Raw genomic sequence first — 25,508 nt, forward strand, 5'->3', positions numbered from 1 at the left:
TGGCGAAGACGGCAACAGCGCCGTCGAAGCCAAGGTCAAAGCCGAGGTCGCAGACCTCTGCGCGCGCTTCCCTCTCTATCCGAACCTGTAAGACGAAGGACCCTTACCCATGAGCTTTCACAATATCGACCAAGCCCCTGCTCGCCTGAACCGCAGCGAACTGGCCGTTCCGGGCAGCCAACCCGGAATGTTCGAAAAGGCCGCACAATCAGATGTAGATGTGATCTTCCTCGATCTGGAAGACGCGGTCGCGCCTGATGAAAAGGAACAGGCCCGCAAGAACATCATCGAGGCGCTGAACGATATCGACTGGGGCAACAAAACCATGTCGGTGCGGATCAACGGGCTGGATACGCATTATATGTATCGCGATGTGGTGGATGTGGTCGAACAGGCTGGCGAACGGCTGGACCTGATCATGATCCCCAAGGTTGGCACCGCTGCGGACGTCTATGCGGTCGATATGCTGGTAACGCAGATTGAGGACGCCAGGGGTTACAAAAAACGGATCGGGTTCGAACACATCATCGAAACCGCGCTTGGGATGCAGAATGTCAGCGAGATTGCGGCAGCTTCCAAACGCAATGAAAGCCTGCATTTCGGAGTGGCTGACTATGCGGCCTCGACCCGCGCACGAACCACGATCATTGGCGGCGTGAACCCCGATTATTCCGTTCTGACGGACCCGGATGCTGACGGAGACCGCATGACGCATTGGGGCGATATGTGGCACTATGCGCTGGCGCGCATGGTGGTTGCGGCACGCGCCAACGGACTGCGTCCAATCGATGGGCCATTTGGCGACTTTCAGGATCCCGACGGCTATCGAGCGGCTGCCAAACGTGCGGCGGTTCTGGGATGTGAAGGCAAATGGGCCATCCACCCCAGCCAGATTGCCCTGGCCAATAAGGTCATGTCGCCATCCGAGGCCGAAGTCACCAAGGCACAGCGCATTCTTGTCGCCATGGCCGAGGCTGAATCGGCGGGCAAAGGCGCTGTGTCTCTCGATGGTCGTCTGATCGACTATGCCTCAATCCGTCAGGCCGAAGTGCTGGTCGAAAAAGCAGGCCAGATCGCAGCGGCTTGATCCGAAGGGCTTAGGCTACCTAGATAGTACAGCGCCAAACGGTTTTGTGGATCGGCCACTGGTACAGTTTGGCGCTGCGTTTTTCTGGTCACTCAGCGAGAAGACTTGAAAGTTTGTCCGCGCCCTGCCGCAGTGTTTCCAGAAACGACATCAGGCTGCCGACATCATGGCGTTGGGTCGGGGCGTGAACCGATAGCGTCCCTACCAACCTGCCCTGCCCGTCCTGAACAGGCACCGCAAGTGCGGACATTCCGGTCATGAATTCCTCATCATCGGTAGAATACTGATTGTCGGAAATGCGTTGGACTTCGGCCTTTACTGCCTTGGGGTCCGTCAGCGAACGCTCGGTCTGCGGTTGCAATTTTCCGGCCGAAAGAAACCCGTCCAGCGTTTTCTGACGCAGCGTGGACAAGTACATTTTGCCACTGGCCGTGCAGTGAAACGGAACCTGCGTGCCCACGGGCAACTGAATGCGCAGGGGCCATTTGGTTTCGACCCGGTCCAGATAGATCATCCCCTCGCGGTCGGGAATGGCGAGGTTGCAGGTCTCTCCCACCTCCTCGGCCACGCTGCGCAATATGGCCAGGCGTGCAGTCCGCAAATGTTCGGCAGACATGGTGTTGACGGAGAGCAGTCGCAAACGACGGCCAGGGCCATAAGACCGACCGTCCAGATCGCGTTGCAAAAACCCCTCAGCCTCAGCCGTTTGCAGCAATCGGTGAACGGTGGGTTTTGCCAGACCCAATGCATCGATCAGGTCTGACGGTTTAACAGCTACCCCGCGCCGAGCCACCTCTTCAAGGATCAGCAAAAGGCGCAGGTTCGTTGGGATCTGAGTTTCTTTTTCTTGTGTTTCCGTCTCGGCCATCCCGCAACATTCTAGTTATTTGGCAGCAGGATCAAGGCCAGATTGGGCACCAGCGACACCAAAATCCAGACCGACAACAGAGCCACCAGATAAGGCACCGTATACCGCAGCAGCCGGAAATAAGGCACGCCCGTCACACCCGACGCCACATAAAGGTTCAGCCCGTAAGGTGGTGTGATGAACCCGATAGAAGCACCCACAAGGAAAATCACCGAGAAATGGATCGGATCAATGCCAACCGAGGCGGCAATCGGCGCCAAGATCGGCGCGAGAATAATCGTGACCGGAAGGCTTTCCAGTACCATGCCCGAGAAGAAGACGATCACCATCGAGGTGAACAGCACCGCATGATAACCCCCCATCGAGGTCACGAAGTTCCCGATGGTCTCTTGCGCGCCGAGCAGCGACAAGATTTGCTGCATCACAACCGAAATTGCGATCAGCGGTGCAAGGATGCCAGTGATCTGGGCCGAGCGGATCACGATCGAGGGGATCTCGGGGATCGTGAAGCCTTCGACCACGAACATCTCAGCATAGCTTTTTTCGGTCGGCGGAATGTCATTGCGTGCGCCCATGACACGGTTGATCGGATAGCTGACCAGCCCTGCGATGACGCAGAAGCCTACGGTCACACCGGCCGCCTCGGTTGGTGAAAACTTGCCCGTGTAGATGCCCCACAACACCAATCCGATGGCGAAAAAGCCCAGCCACGCACCAAACGCGGTTTTCAGCACCCGGTTTAGTTGCAACGGGATCAAATATCCCCAGCCGTTGATCCGGCAGATTATCCAGCAGGCAAATTGCATGCCAAACACCATCAACGCGCCGGGCAGGATACCCGCCACAAACAGCTCGGAAATCGGGAGGTTCATCAGGAACCCGTAAACGATGAAGATGATCGACGGTGGGATGATGATCCCAACTGTACCACCCGCCGCTGCTGTTGCGGCGCTGAAGCGTTCATCATAACCGCCCTTGACCATCTCAGGGTGCAGCATCGACCCGATGGTCGCGGTTGTTGCCGAGTTTGACCCCGAGATCGCTGCGAAAAGCCCGCAAGCCCCCAGCGATGCCATTGCCAGCCCGCCGCGTATCCAGCCCAGACAGGCATATGCAAAATCACTAAGCCGCCGCGCGATGCCGGATTTGTTGATCAGGTCGCCAGTCAGGATAAACAGCGGCATCGCCAGCAGGGCGAAGCCTTTGTTGAACACATTCAGCAGCTCGGCCCCCATATTGTCCAGCGTCAGGCCCAGCACAAACGAACAGCCAATAACCCAATAGCCAATGACCAGAAGCACTGGCACGCCCAGCATGAACAGAAAGGTGACCCCAAGCGAGATCAGTGTGACCATGGTTCCGTCTGTCATCAGTCTGCTCCAATCACGGCCTGCTTGATAAGCGGCTCACCTGTTTTCCAGTTGTGCAGATCGTCGGCGAGGTTCTGAAACACCCGCCCAACCATCAAAAAGAACGACAGCGGCGCGGCCAACAGGAACCACCACTGCATGATGTTGTCAGTACCCAGAACGATCTGAAAGTTCGATGCCGACAGCGCCACCAACCGTGTGGTGGTCACAATGACGATCACTGCGAAGATGAACCAAAGGACAGCATCTAGGAACAGGCAAGCCAGTTGCCCGCCGCGCGGCATAGAGGTGCGAAATTCGCTAAAGCTTAGATGCGTGCGTAGCCGCACGTTATAAGACGCGCCGAACCACGCCATCACCATGAACAGCAGTGGCGGGATCGTTGTTGACCAAGGCTCCTGATCGTTGAACACGAACCGGTCAATCACGCCCCAAAAGATGATGAAGGCAATCGCAAGGTAGGAATAAACCATCACGGCACGTTCAAAGTGGCGTTCGACAAACGGCACTTTTTGGTAAATCCACATGATGAGGAGCCCACCCAGGGCCGAGACGATTGCGCCTACGACCCATGTTGCGTCGGATTCCAGCGCGGATTGAATCTCGAATGAATCGAAGGTGAGTAAAGCACTGAATATCGCGCCGACATCTGCCCAAAATGACATGAACCCCGTCCTCCCAGTCGGTGTTTAGTGGAACCGGCCCACCCGGGCCGGTTCGTATTAAGCTTAGGTTAGGCTTCGCCTCTCCACCAACGGCGTGGCTCGACGTTTTCCGCAATTGTATCAGCGGGAATCTCACGCGCGATGTCGTAGATCTCCTGATATGTGTCGATACCACCGGCCCATTTGTTAATGCGCTCGCGCCATTGTGCCCAAGGCTCGGGGTTGTAATTGGGGGCACACATTTCTTCGGCCAGTTTAATTTGGTCGTCCGCCAGGAAGGCCGGGCGTACGCCGTTTTCGGCGAAGATCGTATGCGGCAATTGCGGTTCCGAGAAACCCACGGTGTTCAACAGCGCGGCTTCGTTCGCACCTTGGATCAGCGCCTGCGTGAAGTATGAAGACTCCATCACCGCATCCTGCAACTCACCGCCCAGACTGTCGAAGACCTTCGAAGACATGGACGTATGCTCGGTACCGCAGAAGAATTTCAGGTTCACCGATTGTGACACCACAGGCGCCATGTTGGCGTAGGCCACAGCCGATGCCCAAGTTTCGGCGCCGTCGATCAGGCCGGTTTTCAGCGCGTCCAGCGTTTCCTCCCACGCGACAGGTACCGGATTCAGGTTCAGCAGTTGCATGGCGATACGGCCAAGTTGCGTACCCGTCACACGGTTCTTGGTGCCAAATAGTTCTTCCAGCTTTGTGACGGTTGGCTTGTCGGCAAAGTTCGCGCCCATCTGCAGACCGCGCAGCTCACAATGAGTGAACAGGAATTTCAGACCGTGCCGTTTTTCTAGCGGATCGCGCAGGATGCGCTGGCTCGCCGGGCTGTAGAAAAAGTGGTACTGCGCCGCGCGGCTGGGGAACATATAGGCATAGTCCAGCACGTTCAGATAGGGCGCACCACCAGCCGAGTTCTGAGTCGAGGCGGCATAGATGTCGACGATCCCCTGCTGGGTTTTCTCGACGCAGCTCAACTGACCGCAGATCTGGTTGTCGCCGATGAACTCGATGCGAATCTCGCCATCGGTGCGCTCTTCCAGGTCACGCGCAAATTCGATTGCACCCGCACGCTCGATCAGCAAGTTGCGGGTATTAAAGCCCGATGCGCCGAATTTCAGCGTGTGCTTCGGCTCTTTCGAAAAGCGCTTTTCGTAGGTTGATTCGGCAGCCTGCGCCAGATTCGCCAGGCTCATCGCCCCACCGAACCCACCCGCAGCCAGCAGAGTTGAGCTCATACCGTAACGGCCTGCCACGCGGAAAAAATCCCGCCGTGAAATACCACTTAGTTTCCGTCCGATCTCCATTGCTTACCTCCCTGATCGCAAATAATGAGACGTTTTGTATCAAAAAAGGCTAGTATATTTCTCATCGTTTGGCTAGAACTTTTTGAAACCAGTTTCAGGGAGGTGATCATGGAAGTAGACTATGCAGTTGTCGGGGCCGGGTCTTCGGGCTGTGTCATCGCCAATCGCCTGAGCGCCGACCCAAACGTGACCGTTGCTTTGCTCGAGGCCGGCGGTCGCGACACCAATCCGTGGATTCACATCCCGGTGGGCTATTTCAAAACCATGCATAACCCCTCGGTGGATTGGTGTTATCGTACTGAACCTGATCCAGGGCTGAATGGGCGCTCTATCGACTGGCCGCGTGGCAAGGTGCTGGGCGGGTCTTCGTCGCTGAATGGGTTGCTGTACGTGCGCGGCCAGAAAGAGGATTACGACCGCTGGCGTCAGATGGGCAACGAAGGTTGGGGATGGGACGACGTACTGCCCCTGTTCAAACGTTGCGAGGATCAGGAGCGTGGCGAGGATGAATTCCACGGCGTCGGCGGGCCATTGTCGGTGTCAAACATGCGCATCCAACGCCCCATCTGTGACGCCTGGGTCGCAGCCGCGCAGGCCGCAGGGTATCCGTTTAATCCAGACTACAATGGGGCTGAGCAAGAAGGTGTGGGGTATTTCCAGCTAACCACGCGCAATGGCCGCCGCTGTAGCGCTGCCGTGGCGTATCTGAAACCCATCCGCGACCGACAGAACCTAAACATCATTACGAAGGCCTTGGTGACCCGGATCACGTTGGAGGGCAAAAAGGCAACTGGATTGGTCTATCGGGATCGTTCGGGCACCGAGCAAACCCTGAAAGTTCGGCGCGAAATCATCCTGTCCGGTGGTGCGATAAACTCGCCCCAGATTCTGATGCTGTCAGGGATAGGCGACCCGGACCACCTGAAGGAAAACGGGATCGAACCGCTGCACGCCCTTCCCGGTGTCGGCAAGGGATTGCAGGACCATTTGCAGGCAAGACTGGTGTTCAAATGCAATGAACCCACGTTGAACGATGAGGTCCGCAGCTTGTTCAATCAGGCGCGTATCGCTCTGAAGTACGCCCTGTTCCGTGCCGGTCCGATGACCATGGCCGCCAGCCTGGCGACGGGGTTCATGAAGACCCGCCCCGACGTTGAAACTCCGGACATTCAGTTCCACGTCCAACCATGGTCCGCCGACAGCCCCGGCGAGGGTGTGCATCCGTTTTCAGCCTTTACCATGTCCGTCTGTCAGCTGCGGCCGGAAAGCCGGGGTGAGCTGCGCCTGAACGGGCCAGACCCTTCAAAGTACGTCAAAATAGTCCCGAATTACCTGTCGACCGAAACGGATTGTCGAACCATCGTCGACGGCGTGAACATCGCCCGCGGGATTGCTAAGCAGAACCCGTTGCATTCGAAGATATCCGAGGAATTCAGGCCCTCGGCGGATCTGAGCTGTGACGATTACGAAGGCACGCTGGATTGGGCCCGGTCAAATTCGACCTCGATCTATCACCCGACAGGCACCTGCGCGATGGGCAACTCTGAGGCATCGGTTGTCGACGCAAAGCTAAGAGTCCACGGAATTGCCAATCTGCGGGTGGCGGATTGTTCGATTATGCCCGAGATCGTCAGCGGTAATACGAACGCTCCTGCTATCATGATTGGAGAAAAGGCCAGCGATTTGTTGGCAGCGGATGCCTAGAAAGCAGCGCGAACTGCTTTGTAAAGCGAGCGAAACCGGCCAAGCCGGTCCGACAATGCGCCCATTTCCGCAGGATCGAACCTGACAGATCCTGCGGGCTGGATGGCAAGGTCCTCAATAGTCAGCGCTTTGTCACCGCAAGCCGCCAATCGAGCCGCGCCATAGGCGGGCCCGGAATCCGCCCCCTCAGATCGAAGGATGGGTTTGCCTGTCACCGTTGCAATCAACCCAAGCAGCAGGTCGGACCGGCTGCCGCCGCCGATGGCGGCCAAATCCGACAGGCCGTCTATCGAGTCGCCAAAACTCTGGGCGGCGTCGGCGAAACAAAACGCGATGGCCTCAACCACCGAGCGACAAATTTCTGCACGCGTTGTCGCGTCTTCCAGTCCAAAGAAACAGGCGCGTATATGCGGATCGCCGTGGGGGCTGCGTTCGCCTGTCAGATAAGGCAGGAAATTCGGCACACGGTCTTGCGGGGCTGTTTCGGCCATTGCGATGACTTCTGCCGAGGACAATCCAAGCTGCCCGCCGATCCACGCGATTGGCCTGGCGCCGTTTAGCATTGCCGCCATCTGGAACCAGCGATCAGGGAGTGTATGCGCAAACGCATGCACATATCGTTCCGGGTTTGGCTTATACACGCGATCCGCAACGAATAGCTGACCGGAAGTGCCCAGCGAAATAAACCCTCGCCCCGGTTCGGTTGCTCCCAGCGACACTGCGCCGGTGGCCGCATCCCCACCTCCTGCTACAACAGGTACGCCGGGCTTCAGTCCGGTCTGGTTGGCCGCATCTGCCGAAATTTTGCCCACAACTTCGTGCCCATCGGAAATTTGCGGCAGCCAGTGGGTCGCAACATGGGTCGCCTCGGCGATCCCGCTGTGCCACTGCCGCGCGGCTTGATCCAGCCAAAGGGTGCCCGCCGCATCACAGGGATCCGTCGCGAGGACCCCGTGCAGGCGCAGCCCGATATAATCCTTCGGCAACAGGATATGAGCGATGCGGTTATAGTTTTCAGGCTCATGCCGCTTCAGCCATGTAATCTTGGGCGCAGTGAATCCCGGCAGGGGCAGAACGCCCGCGATCTGACCGATCTGCGGCAACGCATCGCGAAGTTCACCGCATTCCTGCGCCGAACGGCTGTCATTCCACAAAATGGCCGGACGGATTGGGTACAAGTCCTGGCCAAGCAGTACGGCTCCATGCATTTGACCCGACAGACCGACGGCCCGAACGTCCGCCAACGCGATCTGTTCCCCCAGCTTGCGCAGCGCATCGCAGGTGGCGCGCCACCACAGGTCAGGATGCTGTTCCGACCATCCAGGCTGTGGCGAAGAGGTTTGCATTTCAACCGATGCCGTTGCCATTATCCGCGCCGTGTCGGCGCAGACAACCTTGACCGCTGATGTGCCGATGTCGATCCCGAGATACATTTACATCCCTTGCCCTGCGTCCGAGGTGCGGCACATGTCCGGCTATTGATTTTTTAGCGCGCGCAAAGAATATGTAAAGCTATGATAAGATCAAAGCGGCAAAGATCCGCAGGTAGATTGGCATGACCAAGATTAAAAACATGGAAGAGTTCGCGGCCCTCAGCGGGATATCCCGGCCGACGGTTTCGAAATATTTCCACGACCCGGACAGCGTGCGGCCCACAACGCGGGCGCGCATCGAAGAGGCGCTAGAGCGTTTTGACTATCGCCCTAATATTTACGCCATAAATCAGAACCGGAAGCTCACCAAGAATATTGGTATCGTCGTGCCCTATCTGGCTGATCCCTTTTTTGCCGAGATCGCGCGCTATCTGGAGCAATCCTGTATCGCGGCAGGGTATCGCCCGTCTCTGTTCAGCTCACATGGTGAGCAAAAACTGGAGAATGAGATACTCGACAGCTTACGGTCGCTGAAACCAGCAGGTGTTCTGTTAGCACCGCTGGGCCGCGCGTCGGATCAGTCAGCGATTGAAAAATTTTGCGCCGATGTTCCAACGGTTCTATTCGACAGTAACCTTGATGGTATGGGGGCTGCTTTCATCGGTTCGGACAATTTCAGCTTTGTGTCACAAACCGTGGAATACATGACCCGCACCGGGGAACCACCATCGTTCTTTGAAATGCGCACCCCAGCCAACCCAAATGCCAACAAGCGGCGCAAAGCCTATGTCGATGTCATGGAGCGTCTGGGGTTTGAGCCACATATCATCAAGATTGACGGCACAGGATGGGCCTTTGAAGAGATCGGTCGGCAAGGCGCACGAAAAGTGCTGGAAGAACGCAGCCTTCGGACCGACTCGGTACTGTGCAGCAATGACCGTCTCGCCATCGGCTTTCTGGCAGCCTGCTACGAACAGGGGATTCGGGTTGGGCGAAAAGAAGATTGCACATTACGATTAGCCTCAAATGACGATCATCCCTTCGCAAAATTCACATGTCCGTCCCTGACAACGGCCGCGCATGACTATGACAATGTGGCTGCCCGCAGCGTCGAAACACTGTTCGAACTTATTGAAAGCGGTGGGAAATTTGAAAAACGAACAGAAACTTTGTTTCCCGCAAGACTTGTTTTACGCGAGTCCGCCTGAACACTAAATTTAACGCGCGTAAAGTTTTTATTGACGCCGCGACAATTTATGAACTAGGCTTCCTGCACAGCATCCAAGCTCAGGGAGGACAAGGATGTATCTGAAAAACGCACTTCGTGCGGCGACGGCGTTGACATTCGTCGCCACGGCAGCGGCCCACGCGCAATCCATCACCATAGCGACCGTGAACAACGGCGACATGATCCGGATGCAGGGCTATACCGACAAATTCACCGAGGCGACCGGCATCGATGTCGAATGGGTGACGCTAGAAGAAAACGTGTTGCGCCAGCGCGTGACCACCGACATCACCACCAAAGGTGGCCAGTTCGACATCATGACCATCGGTATGTACGAAACCCCGATCTGGGGCGCCAATGGTTGGCTGGTGCCGCTGGAAGGAATGTCCGCAGAATATGATGTGGATGACATCCTGCCCGCGATGCGCAACGGGTTGAGCCATGAGGGGACGCTGTTCGCGGCTCCGTTCTATGGCGAAAGCTCGATGATCATGTATCGCACTGATCTGATGGAAAAAGCCGGTCTGGAAATGCCTAATGCGCCGACCTGGCAGTTCATCCGAGAGGCGGCTGCGGCGATGACGGATCGAGACAACGACATCAACGGTATTTGCCTGCGTGGCAAAGCCGGTTGGGGTGAAGGTGGCGCGTTCATTACCGTGACCGGAAATTCCTTTGGTGCCCGCTGGTTCGACGAAGACTGGAAGCCCCAGTTTGATCAGCCGGAATGGAACGAAGCGCTGACTTTCTTCGTCGACATGATGAGTGAATCCGGCCCCGCGGGTTACGCTACTAACGGGTTCAACGAAAACCTGTCGCTGTTCCAGCAGGGCAAGTGCGGCATGTGGATCGACGCCACTGTCGCGGCATCGTTTGTAACCAATCCTGACGACTCGACTGTGGCCGACAAAGTGGGCTTCGCGTTGGCTCCGAATTCGGAAGGCGTTGACAAGCGCTCCAACTGGCTTTGGGCATGGGCGCTGGCCATCCCTGCAGGCACCGAACAGGCGGACGCTGCCAAGCAGTTCATCGAATGGGCAACCTCGAAAGACTACATTGAGCTGGTGGCCGAAAACGAAGGCTGGGCCAACGTCCCGCCGGGTGCGCGTACATCACTGTACGAGAACCCCGAGTATCAGAAGGTTCCGTTCGCCCAGATGACACTGGATTCGATCCTGTCGGCTGATCCAAATGATCCGACGGTGAAACCGGTGCCCTATGTCGGCATCCAGTTTGCTGCGATCCCTGAATTTGCAGGCATTGCTACGCAAGTGAGCCAGGAATTCTCGGCCGTTTACGCCGGACAGCAATCGGTGGAAGAGGCGCTTGAAAAAGCGCAGGCTTTCACCGCAGAAGAGATGGAAGCCGCAGGTTACTGACGTCTTCTAATTGCGGGTGGGCAGAGGTTTGCCCCCCGCCCTACCCTTCCACAATCCACGTTTTTCTCGCAGGCTGGTATGCGCCTGAACAGAGAGGTCTTGCGCCATGGCAACCCAACATTCCCGATCAGTGGCCCGCCTAATGATGGCACCCGCCGTGGTCCTGCTGCTTGGCTGGATGCTCGTGCCGCTGACAATGACGCTGTATTTTTCCTTCAAGAAATACCTGCCCCTACGCGGTGGTGATCTGGGCTGGGTCGGCTTTGACAACTACGTCCGGTTTGTGTCCTCCAGCTCGTTTTGGCCTGCCGTGCAGGCGACGCTGATGATCGTTGGTGGTGTACTGGTGATCACCGTGATTTTGGGCATCCTGCTGGCCATTCTGCTGGATCAACCAATGTGGGGTCAGGGTGTTGTCCGCATCCTTGTGATTGCACCTTTCTTTGTGATGCCTACGGTCTCTGCGCTGGTCTGGAAGAACATGTTCATGGACCCGGTGAACGGTCTTCTGGCGCATCTGTGGCGCTTTTTTGGGGCCGAGCCGATTTCATGGCTGTCCGAGGCCTCGATGACGTCTATCATCATGATCGTGTCGTGGCAGTGGCTACCCTTCGCCACGCTGATCCTGCTGACTGCCATCCAGTCGCTGGACAGCGAACAGCTGGAAGCAGCTGAGATGGACGGCGCGCCAGTTCTGAAGCGCTTTTACCATATCGTCTTGCCGCACCTGAGCCGCGCAATCACGATTGTGATCCTGATCCAGACGATCTTTCTATTGTCGATCTTCGCCGAGATCTTCGTGACCACCGGCGGTGCATTCGGCACCCGCACACTCACCTACCTGATCTTCCAGCGCGTGTTGGAAAGCCAAAACGTCGGCCTTGGATCAGCCGGAGGTGTCTACGCCATCATCCTTGCCAATATCGTTGCCATCTTCCTGATGCGCATCGTCGGCAAAAACCTGGACGCGTGAGGAGATACGACCCATGGCCCGCACCGTCACACCCCGCCGCAAATCGCTGAACACCGCCCTTGCCTGGGCCGTTGGACTGCTGATCTTTTTCCCGATCCTCTGGACCATTCTGACCAGTTTCAAGACCGAGGCACAGGCGATTGCCAGCCCGCCCCTGTTCCTGAATTTCGACTGGACACTTGAGAACTATGCCATCGTGCAAGAACGGTCTGATTATATGCGGTTCCTGTGGAATTCCGTCATCATCGCAGGCGGATCGACCATTCTTGGCGTAATCATCGCGGTCCCCGCCGCATGGGCGATGGCCTTTGTACCGTCCAAGCGCACAAAGGACATCCTGTTGTGGATGCTCTCCACCAAAATGCTACCTGCCGTTGGCGTATTGTATCCGATCTACCTGCTGTTCATCCGTCTGGGACTGCTAGACACACGCGGTGGACTGGTCGTGGTGCTGATGCTGATCAACCTGCCGATCATCGTCTGGATGCTCTACACATATTTCCGCGAAATCCCCGGTGAAATTCTGGAAGCCGCACGGATGGACGGGGCGACACTGAAAGAAGAAATCCTTTACGTATTGACGCCCATGGCCATCCCCGGCATCGCCTCGACAGTTCTCCTGAACTTCATTCTGGCGTGGAACGAAGCGTTCTGGACCCTCAACCTGACCGCCGTCGACGCGGCACCGCTAACTGCCTTCATTGCCAGCTACTCCAGCCCCGAGGGCCTGTTCTTTGCCAAGCTCAGCGCGGCCTCGACCATGGCGATCGCACCAATCCTCATCCTTGGCTGGTTCAGCCAGAAACAACTTGTCCGCGGCCTGACCTTCGGCGCTGTGAAATAAGGAAGACGACGTATGGGACGTATTCAACTTAAATCCGTGACCAAAAGCTTCGGCGACGTGCAGGTCATTCCACCGCTGGATCTGACCATCGAAGATGGCGAGTTCACTGTCTTCGTCGGCCCTTCGGGGTGTGGCAAGTCCACCTTGCTGCGCTTGATCGCGGGGTTGGAGGATATCACCTCGGGCTCTATCGATATTGACGGGGCAGATGCCACTGACGTGCCCCCCGCCAAACGTGGCCTGGCGATGGTGTTCCAATCTTACGCTCTGTACCCGCATATGACGGTGCGCAAGAATATCGCATTCCCGCTGCGCATGGCCAAACTGGATCAGGCGGAAATCGACAAGCGCGTCGAAGGCGCTGCAAGTGTACTGAACCTTGCAGACTATCTGGATCGTCGACCTGGTCAGTTGTCGGGTGGGCAGCGTCAGCGCGTTGCCATTGGCCGCGCCATTGTGCGTGAACCTGCGGCGTTTCTGTTCGACGAACCGCTGTCCAATCTCGATGCGGCGTTGCGGGTGGGCATGCGGCTTGAGATCAGCGAGTTGCACGAACGTCTGGCCACAACAATGATCTACGTGACTCACGATCAGGTCGAGGCGATGACCATGGCCGATAAGATCGTGGTGCTTCAGGCCGGTGTCATCGAACAGGTCGGCAGCCCACTAGAGCTGTACCGCACTCCGCGCAATTTGTTTGTTGCAGGCTTCATCGGCTCGCCCAAAATGAATTTTATCGAGGGTGAAGAGGCCGCGAAACACGGGGCCCACACCATTGGTGTGCGCCCTGAACATATCACGGTATCCGAAAGCGACGGGCCATGGTCTGGTGTCGTTGGCGTATCCGAACATCTGGGGTCGGACACCTTCTTTCATATCCACGAAACCGGGTTGGCCGAAACCATCACCGTGCGCGCGGATGGAGAGGTCGGCTTCCGTCATGGAGATCGTGTCCATCTGGCCCCACGTGCAGATGTCATTCATCGGTTTGACGCACAGGGATTGCGCATCGAATGACGCGTTTGGCCGGCAAAACAACCCTAATTACGGGGGCCGCGCGTGGTATCGGCCTAGCCTTTGCCAAAGCCTATGTTGCCGAGGGCGCGCGTGTTGCGATTGCCGATGTCGACATTACCCGTGCGCGAAAGGCCGCAGCCGAAATCGGTGATCCTGCGCTAGCCATCGAGATGGACGTAACCAACCAGTCCAGCATCGACCAAGCAGTCGCGCAAACACTCGCGCATTTCGGACCCATCGACATTCTGATCAACAACGCCGCGATATTCACTGCCGCCCCGATCACCGAGATCGAGCGCGCCGATTTCAACCGCGTTTTTGACATCAACGTCGCCGGAACCCTGTTCACCATGCAGGCGGTTGCACGACACATGATCGCGCACGGGGTCAAAGGCCGCATCATAAACATGGCCTCTCAGGCCGGACGGCGTGGTGAACCTCTGGTTTCGGTCTATTGCGCCAGCAAGGCGGCGATTATCTCGCTGACGCAATCGGCAGGGCTGAACCTGATCCAACACGGGATTAACGTGAACGCCATCGCACCGGGCGTTGTTGACGGCGAACACTGGGACGGTGTTGATGCGTTCTTTGCCAAACACGAAGGCAAAGCCCCCGGGCAGAAAAAGCGCGAAGTGGCGGCGGCTGTTCCCTATGGCCGTATGGGCCGCGCCGAAGATTTGACCGGAATGGCCGTTTTTCTGGCTTCGGACGAGGCCAAATACATCGTCGCGCAAACCTATAATGTCGATGGCGGAAACTGGATGAGCTGATGGATCCTCTGGCGAACGCAAAACCTCCGGTACCGCTGGGTCGTAATGCCCTTACGGACTTGCCCGCAGCAGTCAGAAGGCCATCGTATCGCCACGCTGAATTGCGACCGGGTATCGTGCATATCGGTCTTGGCAATTTCCACCGCGCACATCAGGCCTGGTACATCCACCGTTTGATGCAGCAGGGCCTGGCAAAGGACTGGGCGATTATCGGCGCAGGGGTTCGGGCCTATGATGCCGGGATGCGGGAAAAGCTGGTCAGCCAGGATTGTCTGACAACGCTGATCGAACTTGACCCGTCCGGCATGTCCGCTGAAATCATTGCCCCGATGATTGACTATCTGCCGATCGAACCCGGGAACGCGCCGTTGATCCAACAAATGTCCGATCCAGCGATCCGCATCGTGTCCCTGACCATCACCGAAGGGGGGTATTTTCTGGACGCCAATACCGGGGCGCTAGACACTACCCACCAAGATATCCGCCACGATGCGCAAAACCCTGACCAACCTTGTACGGCTTTCGGCGCCATCGTTGCGGCGCTTGGGCAACGTCGAGCGCATGGCTTAAAACCTTTTACCGCGCTCAGCTGCGATAATCTGCAAGGCAACGGAACGATCCTGCGTAACTGTATCGTCGGATTGGCGCGGTTGTCTGACCCTGATCTGGCCAACTGGATCGAACAGAACGGGGCATTTCCGAATTCGATGGTGGATTGCATCGTGCCGGCCACAACACATCAGGTGATCTCGCAATGCCGCGCCCTGGGTATCGAAGACCGCGCCCCGGTTTCGCATGAGAATTTTCGCCAATGGGTGATCGAGGATGATTTCTGCGCTGATCGTCCCGCGCTTGAAAAGGTTGGTGTGACACTGACCCGCAATGTACATACGTACGAGGCCATGAAGCTGCGTGTTCTGAATGGCGGCCATCAACTGCTTGCGAATGTTGGGGAAATACTGAATGTCCCGACGATTGCCGACTGTATGCAGGATGACGATATCACAGCCTTTGCCAAAAAGGTTCAGGCTGAGGGTATATTACCTCATGTCGCGCCGGTGCCTGGAACACCACCTGCTGACTATCTTGAACTGGTCGCGAGACGTTTTGCGAATACTGCCATTCACGACACAACTCGCCGGGTTGCCTTTGACGGCTCGTCCCGCCACCCCGGATTTTTGCTGCCGTCGCTGCGTGACGCACTGGCGTCAGGATCGCCAGTGAACGGGCTTGCCCTGGCCGAGGCGTTCTGGTGCCGGATGTGCGCGGGCCTTCGCGAAGACGGAAGCGAAATCGCGGATAATGACCCCTTTTGGACCGAATTGCATGACGCTGCTCTAGCCGCGAAAGCGGACCCCTTGATCTGGATCGCACAAAGCAAGTTCTACGGAGATATCGGCCGGGAAGAACGTTTTGCAACAGCGTTTTCCCTATGGCTCAGGACCATCTGGCAACGGGGAAGCCGGGCGGCAATTGCGCAATACCTCGGGTAATCCGGTGGCTGGCCTTCGGCTTTCGAGGTCAAATATTCGCGATAAATTTTGAACATCGTGCAAATTCGGGCAAAAATACTGACAATGTCTGCAAATAGGTTTCATCGGGTAACCTATGTTGCGCTCGGAGGTTGGCTTGAAACCCACAATTTCGCAGGAAACCATCGCCAAATGGCAGCGGATCGTCGATCTGATTGCCCGGGTTGCCGATGTCCCTGCAAGTCTCGTGATGCGGACACATGCGCCTCATCATTCTGTTTTTGTCACAAGCAGAAGTAACAACAACCCCTATGAGGTAGGATGCGGTTTTACCCTGAGTGAGAAACTTTATTGCTATGGCGTTCTGAAACGCGATGGCGAACTGACGGTCGAAAATGCAACCCAAGACCCGGAATGGTGTGACAATGACGACCTAGAACACGGGATGAGTTTCTATATCGGCTATCCGCTCAAATGGCCCGACGGTACGATTTTTGGAACAATTTGCGTTTTGGATTCGCGCCGTAACCAACGCGCAATGCTGTTCCGCGAGGGCCTGCAGGAATTCGCGAGGGTCATAGAATCCGATCTTTCGTTGCTGGTTGAGATTGACCGCCGCACCGCGCTTGAGGCCGAATTGCAAGCCACGCTGGATCAACTGGAACAGCGCGTGGCCAACCGGACCGCAGATCTGGAAGAGGCAAATGCCGCGTTGCGGGTATTGCTGAGCAGTGTCGAAACTTCGCGGCAGGAATATGATGCCAAGATTCTAAGTCAGATAAAGGGGTTAGTCGTTCCGCATCTGGCAAAGCTGCGTGGCCGAATGGACAGCGACCCTGCCGGTCGGATTTATCTGGACCTTGCTGAAGAAAGCTTGAAATCCATCACCTCTGAGATGAGTGGGCAACTGACCACGATCTTTGAATCCCTGACACCAACCGAACAGGAAATCGCACAGTTGATCATGCGGGGGCAGACGACCAAGGATATTGCGAGAACGCTGTCACGCGAACCCAGCACGATCGAGTTTCACCGCAACAACATACGCGCAAAGCTTGGTTTGAAACGCAGCGGTAAGAACCTGCGCAGCCTGCTGTTGTCGATCCAGTGAACATGGGGAATCCCCCCATGTTTCCCCCGTATATTTTCAATGCACTGTTTAATAAACGGGGTTGGTACCCTGTTTCTGTTCCGGCAAAGACCGGAACGAGAGACAACAGGGAATACCAAAAATGGAAAGAGATGACCTGAACCTTAAGCCAACGCTATTGCGTGGTGACAAGGATGAGTTGACGCCGGGCTTGTCGCGGCGGTCCTTTTTTATGGCGGCGGGTGCTGCCGGTGTTGGTGGGGCGGCCTCGCTGCTGACCACGACATCTGCCAAGGCGCAATCCACCGACTGGACACAACCCGGCAACAATAACGGCGTGATCGAATTGCAGAAAACCACGGGACAATCCGTGGATGGGACCGTCGGGATCGACTATTACGGTCACTGCGCCATCAAGATCACATCACCCGGTGGTGCCACCGTTCTGTTCGACCCCTGGCGCGACGACCCTTCGGGTGCGTGGGGTCTGTGGTTCAAGAATGAATTCCCGGAAACGCCGGTCGATATCTGCATGTCCACGCATACGCATTTCGACCATGACGCCATTCACCGCCCGGTTTCGACCATGGTTCTGGACCGGATGGTCGGGAACTTTGAATTCGCCGACATCAAGATCACCGGTTTTGCGGACAAACACGTGTGCCGCGCGCCGGGCTGGTACGACTGGACCAACGCACTGGGCGAGTTCGGAGTGCAAGCCTGCCCGCCGGACAATGTCAGCCACATGGACATGGTGGTTTATCTGATTGAAACCGGCGGCATCCGCACACTGATCTGGGGCGACAACCGGCACGATCCGCCACAGGAATTCTGGGATGCGATTGGCCAGGTTGATGTTCTGACATTGCCCGTCGACGGGTCGCAGCACATTCTGGACTATAAACAAGGCAACGACATCGTCGAAAAGCTGAAGCCCAAGATCATCATTCCAACGCATTACCTGAGCGAGACCACAAGCTATACGCTGACCACGCTTCAGAATGCGGATGAATGGGTGAAATCGCAGAAAAGCTACAAGATGCTGGATTCGGCCAGCCTGTCTCTCGAATCGGGTGATGTGGCCGGAATGGATCGCGAGTTCCTGTATTTTGGGCACAACGCACACACAGCCTGACCTAGGCAGGCCGGTAGGGCGGTTAGCTTCGCGCAGGCCGCCCTGCCACAAACTCACGTAAAGCTGACGTAGCCTCAGGGCGAATTCACCTTCAGCCGTTTAACCGCCGCTGAACATCTTCGTCGTATTCACCCGCCGCCATCCGCTTGAACGCCCTTTTCCAACCATCCGCCAATTCCGGCATCACCGCCAATTCCTCGGCCTCGGCACGGGTCGCTTTTCTGAGCAACCGGGACGACACGTTGCGCGGTTAAAACCCGATTTCGTTGTCCAGGGGCGTTTTCTTATCGAAAACAAAGATGCTCTGTTGTCAGAGCTTCGACCGTTTCAATTATGTCCTTCTCCAATTTGCGCGCGGCGGGTGACAGCGCCGATCCCGCTTTGCGCAACAGATGAATGTGGCGCTTTAAGGTCTCATCGGCCAGTGGACGGAACACAAGGTCGCTCGGACCTGAAGAGATTGCAGCCATTTCAGGCAGGATGGTCACGCCAATACCGGCCCTGACCATCCCCAGAATGGAGGTCAGGTTATGGGCCGATAAACGCGATTTGGCGTGTATCTTTTCGGATTCTGGACCCGGAATGCCGTCGGATAAGCTATTGGCGATCAGACGTTCATTTTCCAGCGCTTTCCAGTTGACGGGGCCGGTGCCCGTGGCCAACGGATGATCTGGGGCGACCAGAACGCCGAACCGGTCGGTCAGCAAAAGCTGGCTATGCAGACTGGACCCGTTGACGCCCAGTGTTGCGATACCGATATCAATTCGACCGCGTGACAATTCATGCAAAACCGATTTTGAATCCATATCGCGCAGGTCGATCCGGACTTTGTCATATGTGTCTATTTTACGGGCAAAAACCTGCGGAATGATTGTGCCAGCCACTGACGGTACTGTGGCAATTCGAACATGTCCCAAACTGGCGTCAGCGAAATTTTCGATGGCCCGTACAGTATTGTCGAAATGCTGAACCTCCTGCTCTGATTGTTCGAGAACAAATTCTCCTAGTGCAGTGAGCTTGTTTTTCCGGTCCGTTTCGAACAGCGGTTCCCCAAGATGGGTTTCCAGCTGTTTCATCATCATCGACACCGCAGAAGGTGTTCGTTTCAGGACCAAAGCCGCGTCCGTCAGGTTGCCGCAACGCGCGACGGCGACAAAGCCACGAAGCAATTCGATTTTGAGTGTCATCCGATCATTTCAACTTAGCTGAAGTAATGTTCAATAATTTTAGTTTGATTGATTACCCCAAAGAGGTCCATACCTGATCGATACTTTCTGAATGAGGCGACACAGCTATGGCTGACATCCAAAAGAACCTGATCGCTGGCGAGTGGCTGGCAGGTGAAAGCGAAATCGAAAACCGCAACCCATCTGATCTAAGCGACTTGGTTGGTATGTTTGCTCAGGCCAGCGCCGATCAGCTAGAGACAACGCTGGATCAGGCGCGTGTCGCACAAGCCGAATGGGCGGCTTATGGGCTTGAGCGCAAACAGGCGGTTCTGAACGCCATCGGCAACGAATTGATGTCCCGTGCCGAAGAGCTGGGCACCCTGCTCAGCCGGGAAGAGGGCAAGCCTCTGGCCGAAGGCAAGGGCGAAGTCTATCGCGCCGGTCAGTTCTTTACCTATTACGCTGCCGAATGTCTGCGCCAGATTGGTGAGAACGCTGATTCAGTACGTCCCGACATCGAGGTTGATGTGCGCCGCGAGGCCGTAGGCGTTGTCGCCATCATCAGCCCGTGGAACTTCCCCACGGCAACCGCTTCGTGGAAAATCGCTCCGGCGTTGTGTTATGGCAACGCCGTTGTGTGGAAACCTGCCAACATTACGCCCGCCTCGGCGGTGGCCCTGACCGAGATCATCAATCGTCAGGATATCCCTAAGGGTCTGTTCAGTCTTGTGATGGGATCGGGCCGATCAATCGGTCAGCGTCTTGTCGAAAGCCCTAAGGTCAACGCGATTTCTTTCACCGGCTCGGTTCCGGTCGGCAAGGGTATCGCGACGGCGGCCATCCAGAACCTAACCAAGGTTCAGATGGAAATGGGGTCGAAAAACGCTCTGGCCGTTATGGACGACGCCGATCTGGATCTGGCGGTAACACTGGCCCTTGGCGGGGCGTTCGGTGGCACAGGGCAAAAATGCACGGCCTCCTCCCGCCTCGTGGTTCACGCAGGCATTCACGACGCGTTTGTAGAAAAGCTGGTTGCGGGTGCGCAGGCGATGAAAGTCGGCCACGCGCTGGAGGAAGGGGTTCAGATGGGTCCGGTCGTCAGCCAGCAGCAGTTGGCTGAAAATTTGGCCTATGTCGATCTGGGCAAATCCGAAGGCGCGGAACTGGCTTGTGGCGGGCAGCGTTTGGATATGCCGCATGACGGCTTTTACATGTCGCCCGGCGTGTTCCTGAACACGCGCAACGATATGCGCATCAACCGCGAAGAAATGTTCGCGCCACTGACCAGCGTCATCAAGGTTGGCAGCTATGATGAAGCGCTGAGCGTCGTCAATGACACTAATTTCGGCCTGACCTCGGGCGTCGTGACCAAATCGCTGGCTCGGTCCACGCATTTCCGCCGCAACGCGCGTACCGGCGTTGTTACGGTGAACCTGCCCACCGCAGGCACCGATTATCATGTGCCGTTCGGTGGCCGCGGCGACAGCTCTTACGGCCCGCGCGAACAAGGCAAAGCCGCGGCTGAGTTCTACACAACGGTCAAGACCGCCTATATCAGCGCCGGAAAGCCGGATTGATGCTGATCGATTGCCTGCAATACGCCAACTGGTCGGAGAAAATATTCCGTCAATTGCGCGAAGGGGGCGTGGACGCGATCCACGTCACCATCGCCTATCACGAAAACTTCCGCGAAACGGTTCTGAATTTTGAGAAATGGAACCGTTGGTTCGAGAAATACCCCGACCTCATCATGAAAGGCCGCTGGGCCAGCGACATTGACGTGGCCCGAGAAACGGGGCGGACGGCGGTGTTCTTTGGCTTCCAGAACCCCTCGCCCATCGAGGACGATATCGGTCTGGTCGAAATCCTGCACGATCTGGGCGCGCGGTTCATGCAGCTGACCTATAATAACCAGTCGTTGCTGGCGACGGGCTGTTACGAGGCCGAAGACACCGGCATCACCCGCATGGGCAAGCAGGTCATCAAAGAGATGAACCGCGTTGGTCTTGTGGTGGACATGAGCCATTCGGCAGATCGTTCAACCATCGAGGCGGCTGAGATTTCCGAACGTCCCATCGCCATCACCCATGCCAATCCGCATGAGTGGTCGCCTGCCCTTCGCAACAAGCGGGACATGGTTATTCGGGCCGTAACAGAAAACGGTGGGATGCTGGGCTTTTCGGTCTACCCTCATCACCTCAAGGACAAATCCGACTGCACGCTTGAGAGTTTCTGCGAAATGATCGCGCGGACTGCGGACAAATACGGCGCTCAGCATTTGGGGATCGGCACCGACCTGTGCCAGGATCAACCCGACAGCATCGTGGAATGGATGCGCGTCGGTCGCTGGACCAAAGAGATTGACTATGGTGAGGGCTCTGCCTCAGCCCCCGGTTTCCCGCCCATGCCAGATTGGTTCCGGGACAATCGCGACTTTGGAAATATCAGGAATGGCTTGGGCAAGACCGGCCTGAACGCCGACGAAATCGCCGGAATAATGGGAGGCAACTGGTATCGCTTCTTTAATGACAACTTCGGGCCGCCGGAAAGCTGAGGAGGCATGGCCGAATGACTGACGTTTCCCAACGCGACCCAAAGCTTGTGATGCGCCTTGCGCGCCTTGGATCGATGCACCAGTCGCGCCTATCTTTCATGCGCATTCTGACACGACGTCTGGCCCGAGAGAACTGGCGGTTCGAGCAGACTGCTTTCGAGATTGATGAAAACGGCGTCGGCCATGCTGTTTATACAGCGCACGGGCCTGATGCGTCATATTCGTTGATCGCCTATGCCCATGACCTGCCGCCTGAAAAACGGTCTGATCGGGTGATTGCCGAAGCCTGGGACGCCACATTTACATTGTTCGATGGTGTGCCGACTGCGGATGACATCGAACGCCTGTCGCATAATATCCCGGTTCAGGAAGCAGGGCGCGTGACCGGCACAGAACTATCGGTCTCACGCGCGAACCGGTCGGTGCGCCTGTGGGAGCATGTCGTCAGCGAACTGGCTGGCGGACGCCAGCCGTCCGTCGCGAAAATTGAGGACGTCGGTTACCTGATGCGCACGACAGCCGTTTACGGCTCGGGCAAACTGGGTGCTGCGGATCGTGAGATGATCGCCGACCGCCCCGAATTTCGTGCGCCTTTCCAAGTTGAGATGTTGTCGGTCTATCTGACGCGCTGGTTTGTGACCGATCTGGTGCAATACATGGCAAACCTGCGCGCGGCAAAAGACGGAACCCGCGCGGCGCGGCTGGACCCAGGGATTGCCCGCTCGATTGGCATCGGCAACTCGACAGGTCTGGGCATGGCGCCGTTTCTGCTGAACCACCCGGTGCTGTTCAATAATTGGATGGCCGCACGCGAACGGGCCATTCAGGCCGTCCGTGCGGTTCAAAAGGCAACCGAGGCTGAAATCATCCTGTTCCGGGAAATGCTGACGCGCAACACGCAGATCGTCGAAACCTGGCATTCGGAACACCCGATCCAGATTGAGAAACTGGCGGCCCTTCGTGGGGATGTCGCCAAGGTTACCGACTATCTGGCCAGTGCCGATCTTGATGCGGATTATCCCTGGGATAAGCTTTACACATGGGCCGAGACGAACCTGACCCTGGAAGGGCAGGAATGGATTGCCTCGCTTATTCTGGAACCTTACGGGGACCTGGTAGACGGGTTTGCCGAAAGTATGGCGGCAGATAACACCGCGACCTTCCGGATAGCGGGTGCGATGAAGATCGGCGATTTGCGGACGCTGCTGAAGGACATTTATGGCTGGGCGATCGAGACAGATTGGACCACTCCGGCCAGCAAGGCTCGCGCTTGGTATGTTTCCGAGGAAAAGCTGGAACCGCGCCTAGGTGAACGCTTTGAAGAACCTATTGAGGAATATGAACAGCCTCTGGCCCCCGGGCGGGATGCCGCACTGTTGTATCAGGCTCTGGCTCATTGGTCGGACGAGGCACAGGTTGCGGATTTCCTTCTGCGCCACCCTGAACACCGCCACGTCCTGCGTCGGGTCCAGATCGTAGGTCGCGCACCCTATGCTGAAATTCGGGACAATACGATCTCGGATCGAGTACTTCCCATCGACATGTTGCGCTGCAAGCTGTCCTTCTTTGGCGCGACCAAGTTTGATCCTCGCTCGGACCGCTGGGTTCGGATCTGCATGTATGGGAATGCTCCCCTGCCCTACGAATTGACTTCTGAAAACGCCGATTTCTGGGTATTCCCCGAACTTGAAGAGGCCGTGGCATGAGCCATTCGTTGAATGAAATCGAAGCCATGAGCAAACGCGCCGCGCGCGGTGCCGGTCTGTCATGGGGGCTGGCCGAAGAGGCGGCCAAAGGCACGCGCTGGCTGTCGGCTTTCGGGTTCTCGGGGGCTGGGATGTTGGCCGATCTGCTGGAAATGAACGACCGCATCCCATCGATTGACGTGTCGCCCGTCTCTCTTAGCGCCGAAGTATGGCATGCTCCCACACGGCGTATGAGTCCGCTGATCGCCGGGGCATCGCTGAGCGATTGTGCCGTGCGGCTGATGAATCGGGGATCGATCACCATGGAGAACGTCAGCCTGCCCCTGTTGGCAGTGCCGTTCATGGGCGGTGCCGCGTTGCGTCTGGACGTGCCGGTTTCTGCCGAATGGCAGGGGGCCCGCTTGGCCACCGACGGACGACAGGTTTGCGTACAAGCCACGCCCGATGCGCTTGAGGCGCGCCACGCAAACAAGCTGGTCTTTTACGCGCCCGCCGAAATGACCGGGCGTCGTGAACCGGTGCTGCGCGCCGATGTGTCAGAGGAAAACTGGAACAGGCTCAGCGCCTTTGCCCATCGCACCTTCGCCCCCGCAACCGAGGAAAGCCGCTTGCGCGGCGCAGGTGCGGGTTTGAGCGACAACGACTGAAATGCGGCTCCTGCACCGGGGCGCTTACAACTCTTACGAACGGGAATATATGATGATCGCCACTGAAACCCTGTCACTGTCCGAGATTGAAGACCTGGCCTTTCGCGCGCTTGTCAAAGCCGGAACATCCGAGGAAAACGCGCGTCCTTTGGCGGTCGCCACTGCGATGACCGAAGCGGACGGGGTGGCGTCACACGGGTTGGCTTATATTCCGATCTACGCTCAGCATGTCGAATGTGGCAAGGTGGACGGCACTGCAAAACCGGTGGTCACACAGCCTCGCCCTGCCGTTGTCACAGTGGATGCCGCCACTGGCTTTGCTCATAGCGCTATTGATTTGGGGTTCGAGAAACTGATCCCGCTGGCGCGCGAACAAGGCGTTGCAGTTCTGGCTGTCAACAACTCGTATAATTGCGGTGTTCTGGGCGTGCATACACAGCGGTTGGCGCAGGCCGGGCTACTTGGGATCGGATTTACCAATGCCCCTGCCTCGATTGCCCCGTCGGGTGGCGCGAAACCCGTTGTCGGCACCAATCCATTTTCGATTTCCGCCCCCGATGCCGATGGCAATGCCGCGCTGCTGATCGATCAATCCGCCAGCACAATTGCCAAGAGCGAGGTGATGAAGCACGCCCGCGAAGGCAAATCTGTGCCCGAAGGCTGGGTGCTGGACGCCAATGGCCAACCCACCACCGACCCCGAGGCTGGCCTGAAAGGCTCGATGGTGCCATCGGGCGGTTACAAGGGTGTCGGCATTGCCCTGACCGTCGAACTGATGGCTGCCGCGATGGCGGGTGCGACGTTGGGTTCCGTGGCCAGCCCATTCTCGGGTACGGCTGGTGGCCCGCCGAAAACCGGTCAATTCTTTATTGCCATTGACCCGCAGGCGACTTCGGGCGGGCTGTTTCAGGACAAGCTGGCCGCTCTGATCGAGTCAGTCCGCTCGCAAGACGGTGCCCGCCTGCCAGGCGACGGTCGCAAGACATACAGAGAAGGGGCTGCAAAGGAAGGTGTCGCAGTGAACGCTGCCCTTCTTGAAAAGATCCGTGCGCTTTTGTGACGCGAAAGGGCAATAAACGGACGGAGAATAACAAACTGATATGCGCACCCCCTATAGATTTGGCGGGAATGGCGCACTTCAAAAAATAAT

The 25,508-nt window shown here is 57.1% G+C and carries 23 protein-coding genes; 16 read left to right on the forward strand and 7 right to left on the reverse strand.

Features of this window, described 5'->3' with window-relative positions:
- The first annotated feature begins 109 nt into the window (after positions 1 to 109).
- Positions 110 to 1,087, forward strand: coding sequence for an HpcH/HpaI aldolase/citrate lyase family protein (locus ACR0M2_RS19880; RefSeq protein ID WP_480706770.1), 978 nt, complete (start codon positions 110 to 112; stop codon positions 1,085 to 1,087).
- Positions 1,088 to 1,175: 88 nt separating this feature from the next.
- Here ACR0M2_RS19880 and ACR0M2_RS19885 read toward each other — a convergent pair whose 3' ends face one another.
- From ACR0M2_RS19885 to ACR0M2_RS19900, 4 genes are all read right to left on the reverse strand, one after another.
- On the reverse strand, positions 1,176 to 1,955 hold the full coding sequence (locus ACR0M2_RS19885) for an IclR family transcriptional regulator (protein WP_170362725.1): 780 nt from the start codon (positions 1,953 to 1,955) through the stop codon (positions 1,176 to 1,178).
- An 11-nt stretch (positions 1,956 to 1,966) separates the two neighbouring features.
- Positions 1,967 to 3,325 carry a TRAP transporter large permease gene (locus ACR0M2_RS19890; protein WP_480706773.1) on the reverse strand — a complete coding sequence of 453 codons (1,359 nt, stop codon included), beginning with the start codon at positions 3,323 to 3,325 and terminating at the stop codon, positions 1,967 to 1,969.
- Complete coding sequence (locus ACR0M2_RS19895; RefSeq protein WP_170351953.1) at positions 3,325 to 3,990, reverse strand: TRAP transporter small permease; 666 nt, start codon at positions 3,988 to 3,990, stop codon at positions 3,325 to 3,327. Before ACR0M2_RS19895 ends, ACR0M2_RS19890 begins: the two co-directional genes overlap by 1 nt.
- A 68-nt stretch (positions 3,991 to 4,058) precedes the next feature.
- Positions 4,059 to 5,297 carry a TRAP transporter substrate-binding protein gene (locus tag ACR0M2_RS19900; RefSeq protein WP_170351954.1) on the reverse strand — a complete coding sequence of 413 codons (1,239 nt, stop codon included), beginning with the start codon at positions 5,295 to 5,297 and terminating at the stop codon, positions 4,059 to 4,061.
- A gap of 108 nt (positions 5,298 to 5,405) precedes the next feature.
- Between ACR0M2_RS19900 and ACR0M2_RS19905 the strand changes: the two genes are divergently transcribed.
- On the forward strand, positions 5,406 to 7,001 hold the full coding sequence (locus tag ACR0M2_RS19905) for a GMC family oxidoreductase (protein WP_226689564.1): 1,596 nt from the start codon (positions 5,406 to 5,408) through the stop codon (positions 6,999 to 7,001).
- Here ACR0M2_RS19905 and xylB read toward each other — a convergent pair.
- Complete coding sequence (xylB, locus tag ACR0M2_RS19910) at positions 6,998 to 8,434, reverse strand: xylulokinase (protein WP_480706774.1); 1,437 nt, start codon at positions 8,432 to 8,434, stop codon at positions 6,998 to 7,000. The genes ACR0M2_RS19905 and xylB overlap by 4 nt on opposite strands.
- Before the next feature lie 122 nt (positions 8,435 to 8,556).
- Between xylB and ACR0M2_RS19915 the strand changes: the two genes are divergently transcribed.
- The 9 genes from ACR0M2_RS19915 to ACR0M2_RS19955 all read left to right on the forward strand — a co-directional run bounded on the left by ACR0M2_RS19915 (position 8,557) and on the right by ACR0M2_RS19955 (position 18,282).
- On the forward strand, positions 8,557 to 9,582 hold the full coding sequence (locus tag ACR0M2_RS19915) for a LacI family DNA-binding transcriptional regulator (RefSeq protein ID WP_480706776.1): 1,026 nt from the start codon (positions 8,557 to 8,559) through the stop codon (positions 9,580 to 9,582).
- A 94-nt stretch (positions 9,583 to 9,676) separates the two neighbouring features.
- Positions 9,677 to 10,981, forward strand: coding sequence for an ABC transporter substrate-binding protein (locus tag ACR0M2_RS19920; protein WP_480706778.1), 1,305 nt, complete (start codon positions 9,677 to 9,679; stop codon positions 10,979 to 10,981).
- A gap of 106 nt (positions 10,982 to 11,087) precedes the next feature.
- On the forward strand, positions 11,088 to 11,954 hold the full coding sequence (locus ACR0M2_RS19925) for a carbohydrate ABC transporter permease (RefSeq protein ID WP_170351959.1): 867 nt from the start codon (positions 11,088 to 11,090) through the stop codon (positions 11,952 to 11,954).
- A 13-nt stretch (positions 11,955 to 11,967) separates the two neighbouring features.
- On the forward strand, positions 11,968 to 12,798 hold the full coding sequence (locus ACR0M2_RS19930; protein WP_170351960.1) for a carbohydrate ABC transporter permease: 831 nt from the start codon (positions 11,968 to 11,970) through the stop codon (positions 12,796 to 12,798).
- 12 nt (positions 12,799 to 12,810) lie between these two features.
- Positions 12,811 to 13,815, forward strand: a complete 1,005-nt coding sequence (locus ACR0M2_RS19935) for an ABC transporter ATP-binding protein (protein WP_170351961.1) — start codon at positions 12,811 to 12,813, stop codon at positions 13,813 to 13,815.
- Complete coding sequence (locus tag ACR0M2_RS19940) at positions 13,812 to 14,585, forward strand: L-iditol 2-dehydrogenase (protein WP_170351962.1); 774 nt, start codon at positions 13,812 to 13,814, stop codon at positions 14,583 to 14,585. Before ACR0M2_RS19935 ends, ACR0M2_RS19940 begins: the two co-directional genes overlap by 4 nt.
- Entirely contained in the window at positions 14,585 to 16,078 is a 1,494-nt protein-coding gene (locus tag ACR0M2_RS19945; protein ID WP_480706780.1) for a mannitol dehydrogenase family protein, read from the forward strand. Before ACR0M2_RS19940 ends, ACR0M2_RS19945 begins: the two co-directional genes overlap by 1 nt.
- Before the next feature lie 136 nt (positions 16,079 to 16,214).
- The gene (locus ACR0M2_RS19950; RefSeq protein WP_254428645.1) at positions 16,215 to 17,168 is read left to right on the forward strand and encodes a LuxR C-terminal-related transcriptional regulator; all 954 of its coding nucleotides are present in this window, start codon (positions 16,215 to 16,217) and stop codon (positions 17,166 to 17,168) included.
- A gap of 121 nt (positions 17,169 to 17,289) precedes the next feature.
- Positions 17,290 to 18,282 (forward strand): MBL fold metallo-hydrolase, encoded by a 993-nt coding sequence (locus tag ACR0M2_RS19955; protein WP_366554077.1) that lies wholly within the window; start codon positions 17,290 to 17,292, stop codon positions 18,280 to 18,282.
- A gap of 91 nt (positions 18,283 to 18,373) precedes the next feature.
- On the opposite strand, the gene ACR0M2_RS19960 is transcribed toward ACR0M2_RS19955, so the two are convergent.
- Positions 18,374 to 18,511: a hypothetical protein gene (locus ACR0M2_RS19960; protein ID WP_170351966.1), complete on the reverse strand. Its 138-nt coding sequence runs from the start codon at positions 18,509 to 18,511 to the stop codon at positions 18,374 to 18,376.
- A 55-nt stretch (positions 18,512 to 18,566) separates the two neighbouring features.
- A complete protein-coding gene (locus ACR0M2_RS19965) occupies positions 18,567 to 19,469 on the reverse strand; it encodes a LysR family transcriptional regulator (protein WP_170551290.1) in 903 nt (300 codons plus the stop codon).
- A gap of 107 nt (positions 19,470 to 19,576) precedes the next feature.
- Between ACR0M2_RS19965 and ACR0M2_RS19970 the strand changes: the two genes are divergently transcribed.
- Genes ACR0M2_RS19970 through ACR0M2_RS19990 form a run of 5 tightly spaced genes read left to right on the forward strand, consistent with a single transcriptional unit; the run spans position 19,577 to position 25,418 of the window.
- Positions 19,577 to 21,028: an aldehyde dehydrogenase family protein gene (locus ACR0M2_RS19970; protein ID WP_480706782.1), complete on the forward strand. Its 1,452-nt coding sequence runs from the start codon at positions 19,577 to 19,579 to the stop codon at positions 21,026 to 21,028.
- Positions 21,028 to 22,005: a membrane dipeptidase gene (locus ACR0M2_RS19975; protein WP_170519630.1), complete on the forward strand. Its 978-nt coding sequence runs from the start codon at positions 21,028 to 21,030 to the stop codon at positions 22,003 to 22,005. Before ACR0M2_RS19970 ends, ACR0M2_RS19975 begins: the two co-directional genes overlap by 1 nt.
- A 14-nt stretch (positions 22,006 to 22,019) precedes the next feature.
- Positions 22,020 to 23,711: a hypothetical protein gene (locus ACR0M2_RS19980; RefSeq protein ID WP_480706784.1), complete on the forward strand. Its 1,692-nt coding sequence runs from the start codon at positions 22,020 to 22,022 to the stop codon at positions 23,709 to 23,711.
- Positions 23,708 to 24,358 (forward strand): DUF3726 domain-containing protein, encoded by a 651-nt coding sequence (locus ACR0M2_RS19985; protein WP_170533858.1) that lies wholly within the window; start codon positions 23,708 to 23,710, stop codon positions 24,356 to 24,358. Before ACR0M2_RS19980 ends, ACR0M2_RS19985 begins: the two co-directional genes overlap by 4 nt.
- 52 nt (positions 24,359 to 24,410) lie before the next feature.
- A complete protein-coding gene (locus ACR0M2_RS19990; RefSeq protein WP_170352002.1) occupies positions 24,411 to 25,418 on the forward strand; it encodes an Ldh family oxidoreductase in 1,008 nt (335 codons plus the stop codon).
- Positions 25,419 to 25,508 lie beyond the last annotated feature (90 nt).

This window comes from Ruegeria sp. BE10, from assembly GCF_056538905.1.

Excerpts from the sequence above, each read along its gene's own strand:
- ACR0M2_RS19880 (WP_480706770.1), top strand. The coding sequence starts at position 110 with ATGAGCTTTCACAATATCGACCAAGCCCCTGCTCGCCTGAACCGCAGC.
- ACR0M2_RS19885 (WP_170362725.1), bottom strand. The coding sequence starts at position 1,955 with ATGGCCGAGACGGAAACACAAGAAAAAGAAACTCAGATCCCAACGAAC.
- ACR0M2_RS19890 (WP_480706773.1), bottom strand. The coding sequence starts at position 3,325 with ATGACAGACGGAACCATGGTCACACTGATCTCGCTTGGGGTCACCTTT.
- ACR0M2_RS19895 (WP_170351953.1), bottom strand. The coding sequence starts at position 3,990 with ATGTCATTTTGGGCAGATGTCGGCGCGATATTCAGTGCTTTACTCACC.
- ACR0M2_RS19900 (WP_170351954.1), bottom strand. The coding sequence starts at position 5,297 with ATGGAGATCGGACGGAAACTAAGTGGTATTTCACGGCGGGATTTTTTC.
- ACR0M2_RS19905 (WP_226689564.1), top strand. The coding sequence starts at position 5,406 with ATGGAAGTAGACTATGCAGTTGTCGGGGCCGGGTCTTCGGGCTGTGTC.
- xylB (WP_480706774.1), bottom strand. The coding sequence starts at position 8,434 with ATGTATCTCGGGATCGACATCGGCACATCAGCGGTCAAGGTTGTCTGC.
- ACR0M2_RS19915 (WP_480706776.1), top strand. The coding sequence starts at position 8,557 with ATGACCAAGATTAAAAACATGGAAGAGTTCGCGGCCCTCAGCGGGATA.
- ACR0M2_RS19920 (WP_480706778.1), top strand. The coding sequence starts at position 9,677 with ATGTATCTGAAAAACGCACTTCGTGCGGCGACGGCGTTGACATTCGTC.
- ACR0M2_RS19925 (WP_170351959.1), top strand. The coding sequence starts at position 11,088 with ATGGCAACCCAACATTCCCGATCAGTGGCCCGCCTAATGATGGCACCC.
- ACR0M2_RS19930 (WP_170351960.1), top strand. The coding sequence starts at position 11,968 with ATGGCCCGCACCGTCACACCCCGCCGCAAATCGCTGAACACCGCCCTT.
- ACR0M2_RS19935 (WP_170351961.1), top strand. The coding sequence starts at position 12,811 with ATGGGACGTATTCAACTTAAATCCGTGACCAAAAGCTTCGGCGACGTG.
- ACR0M2_RS19940 (WP_170351962.1), top strand. The coding sequence starts at position 13,812 with ATGACGCGTTTGGCCGGCAAAACAACCCTAATTACGGGGGCCGCGCGT.
- ACR0M2_RS19945 (WP_480706780.1), top strand. The coding sequence starts at position 14,585 with ATGGATCCTCTGGCGAACGCAAAACCTCCGGTACCGCTGGGTCGTAAT.
- ACR0M2_RS19955 (WP_366554077.1), top strand. The coding sequence starts at position 17,290 with ATGGAAAGAGATGACCTGAACCTTAAGCCAACGCTATTGCGTGGTGAC.
- ACR0M2_RS19965 (WP_170551290.1), bottom strand. The coding sequence starts at position 19,469 with ATGACACTCAAAATCGAATTGCTTCGTGGCTTTGTCGCCGTCGCGCGT.
- ACR0M2_RS19970 (WP_480706782.1), top strand. The coding sequence starts at position 19,577 with ATGGCTGACATCCAAAAGAACCTGATCGCTGGCGAGTGGCTGGCAGGT.
- ACR0M2_RS19975 (WP_170519630.1), top strand. The coding sequence starts at position 21,028 with ATGCTGATCGATTGCCTGCAATACGCCAACTGGTCGGAGAAAATATTC.
- ACR0M2_RS19980 (WP_480706784.1), top strand. The coding sequence starts at position 22,020 with ATGACTGACGTTTCCCAACGCGACCCAAAGCTTGTGATGCGCCTTGCG.
- ACR0M2_RS19985 (WP_170533858.1), top strand. The coding sequence starts at position 23,708 with ATGAGCCATTCGTTGAATGAAATCGAAGCCATGAGCAAACGCGCCGCG.
- ACR0M2_RS19990 (WP_170352002.1), top strand. The coding sequence starts at position 24,411 with ATGATCGCCACTGAAACCCTGTCACTGTCCGAGATTGAAGACCTGGCC.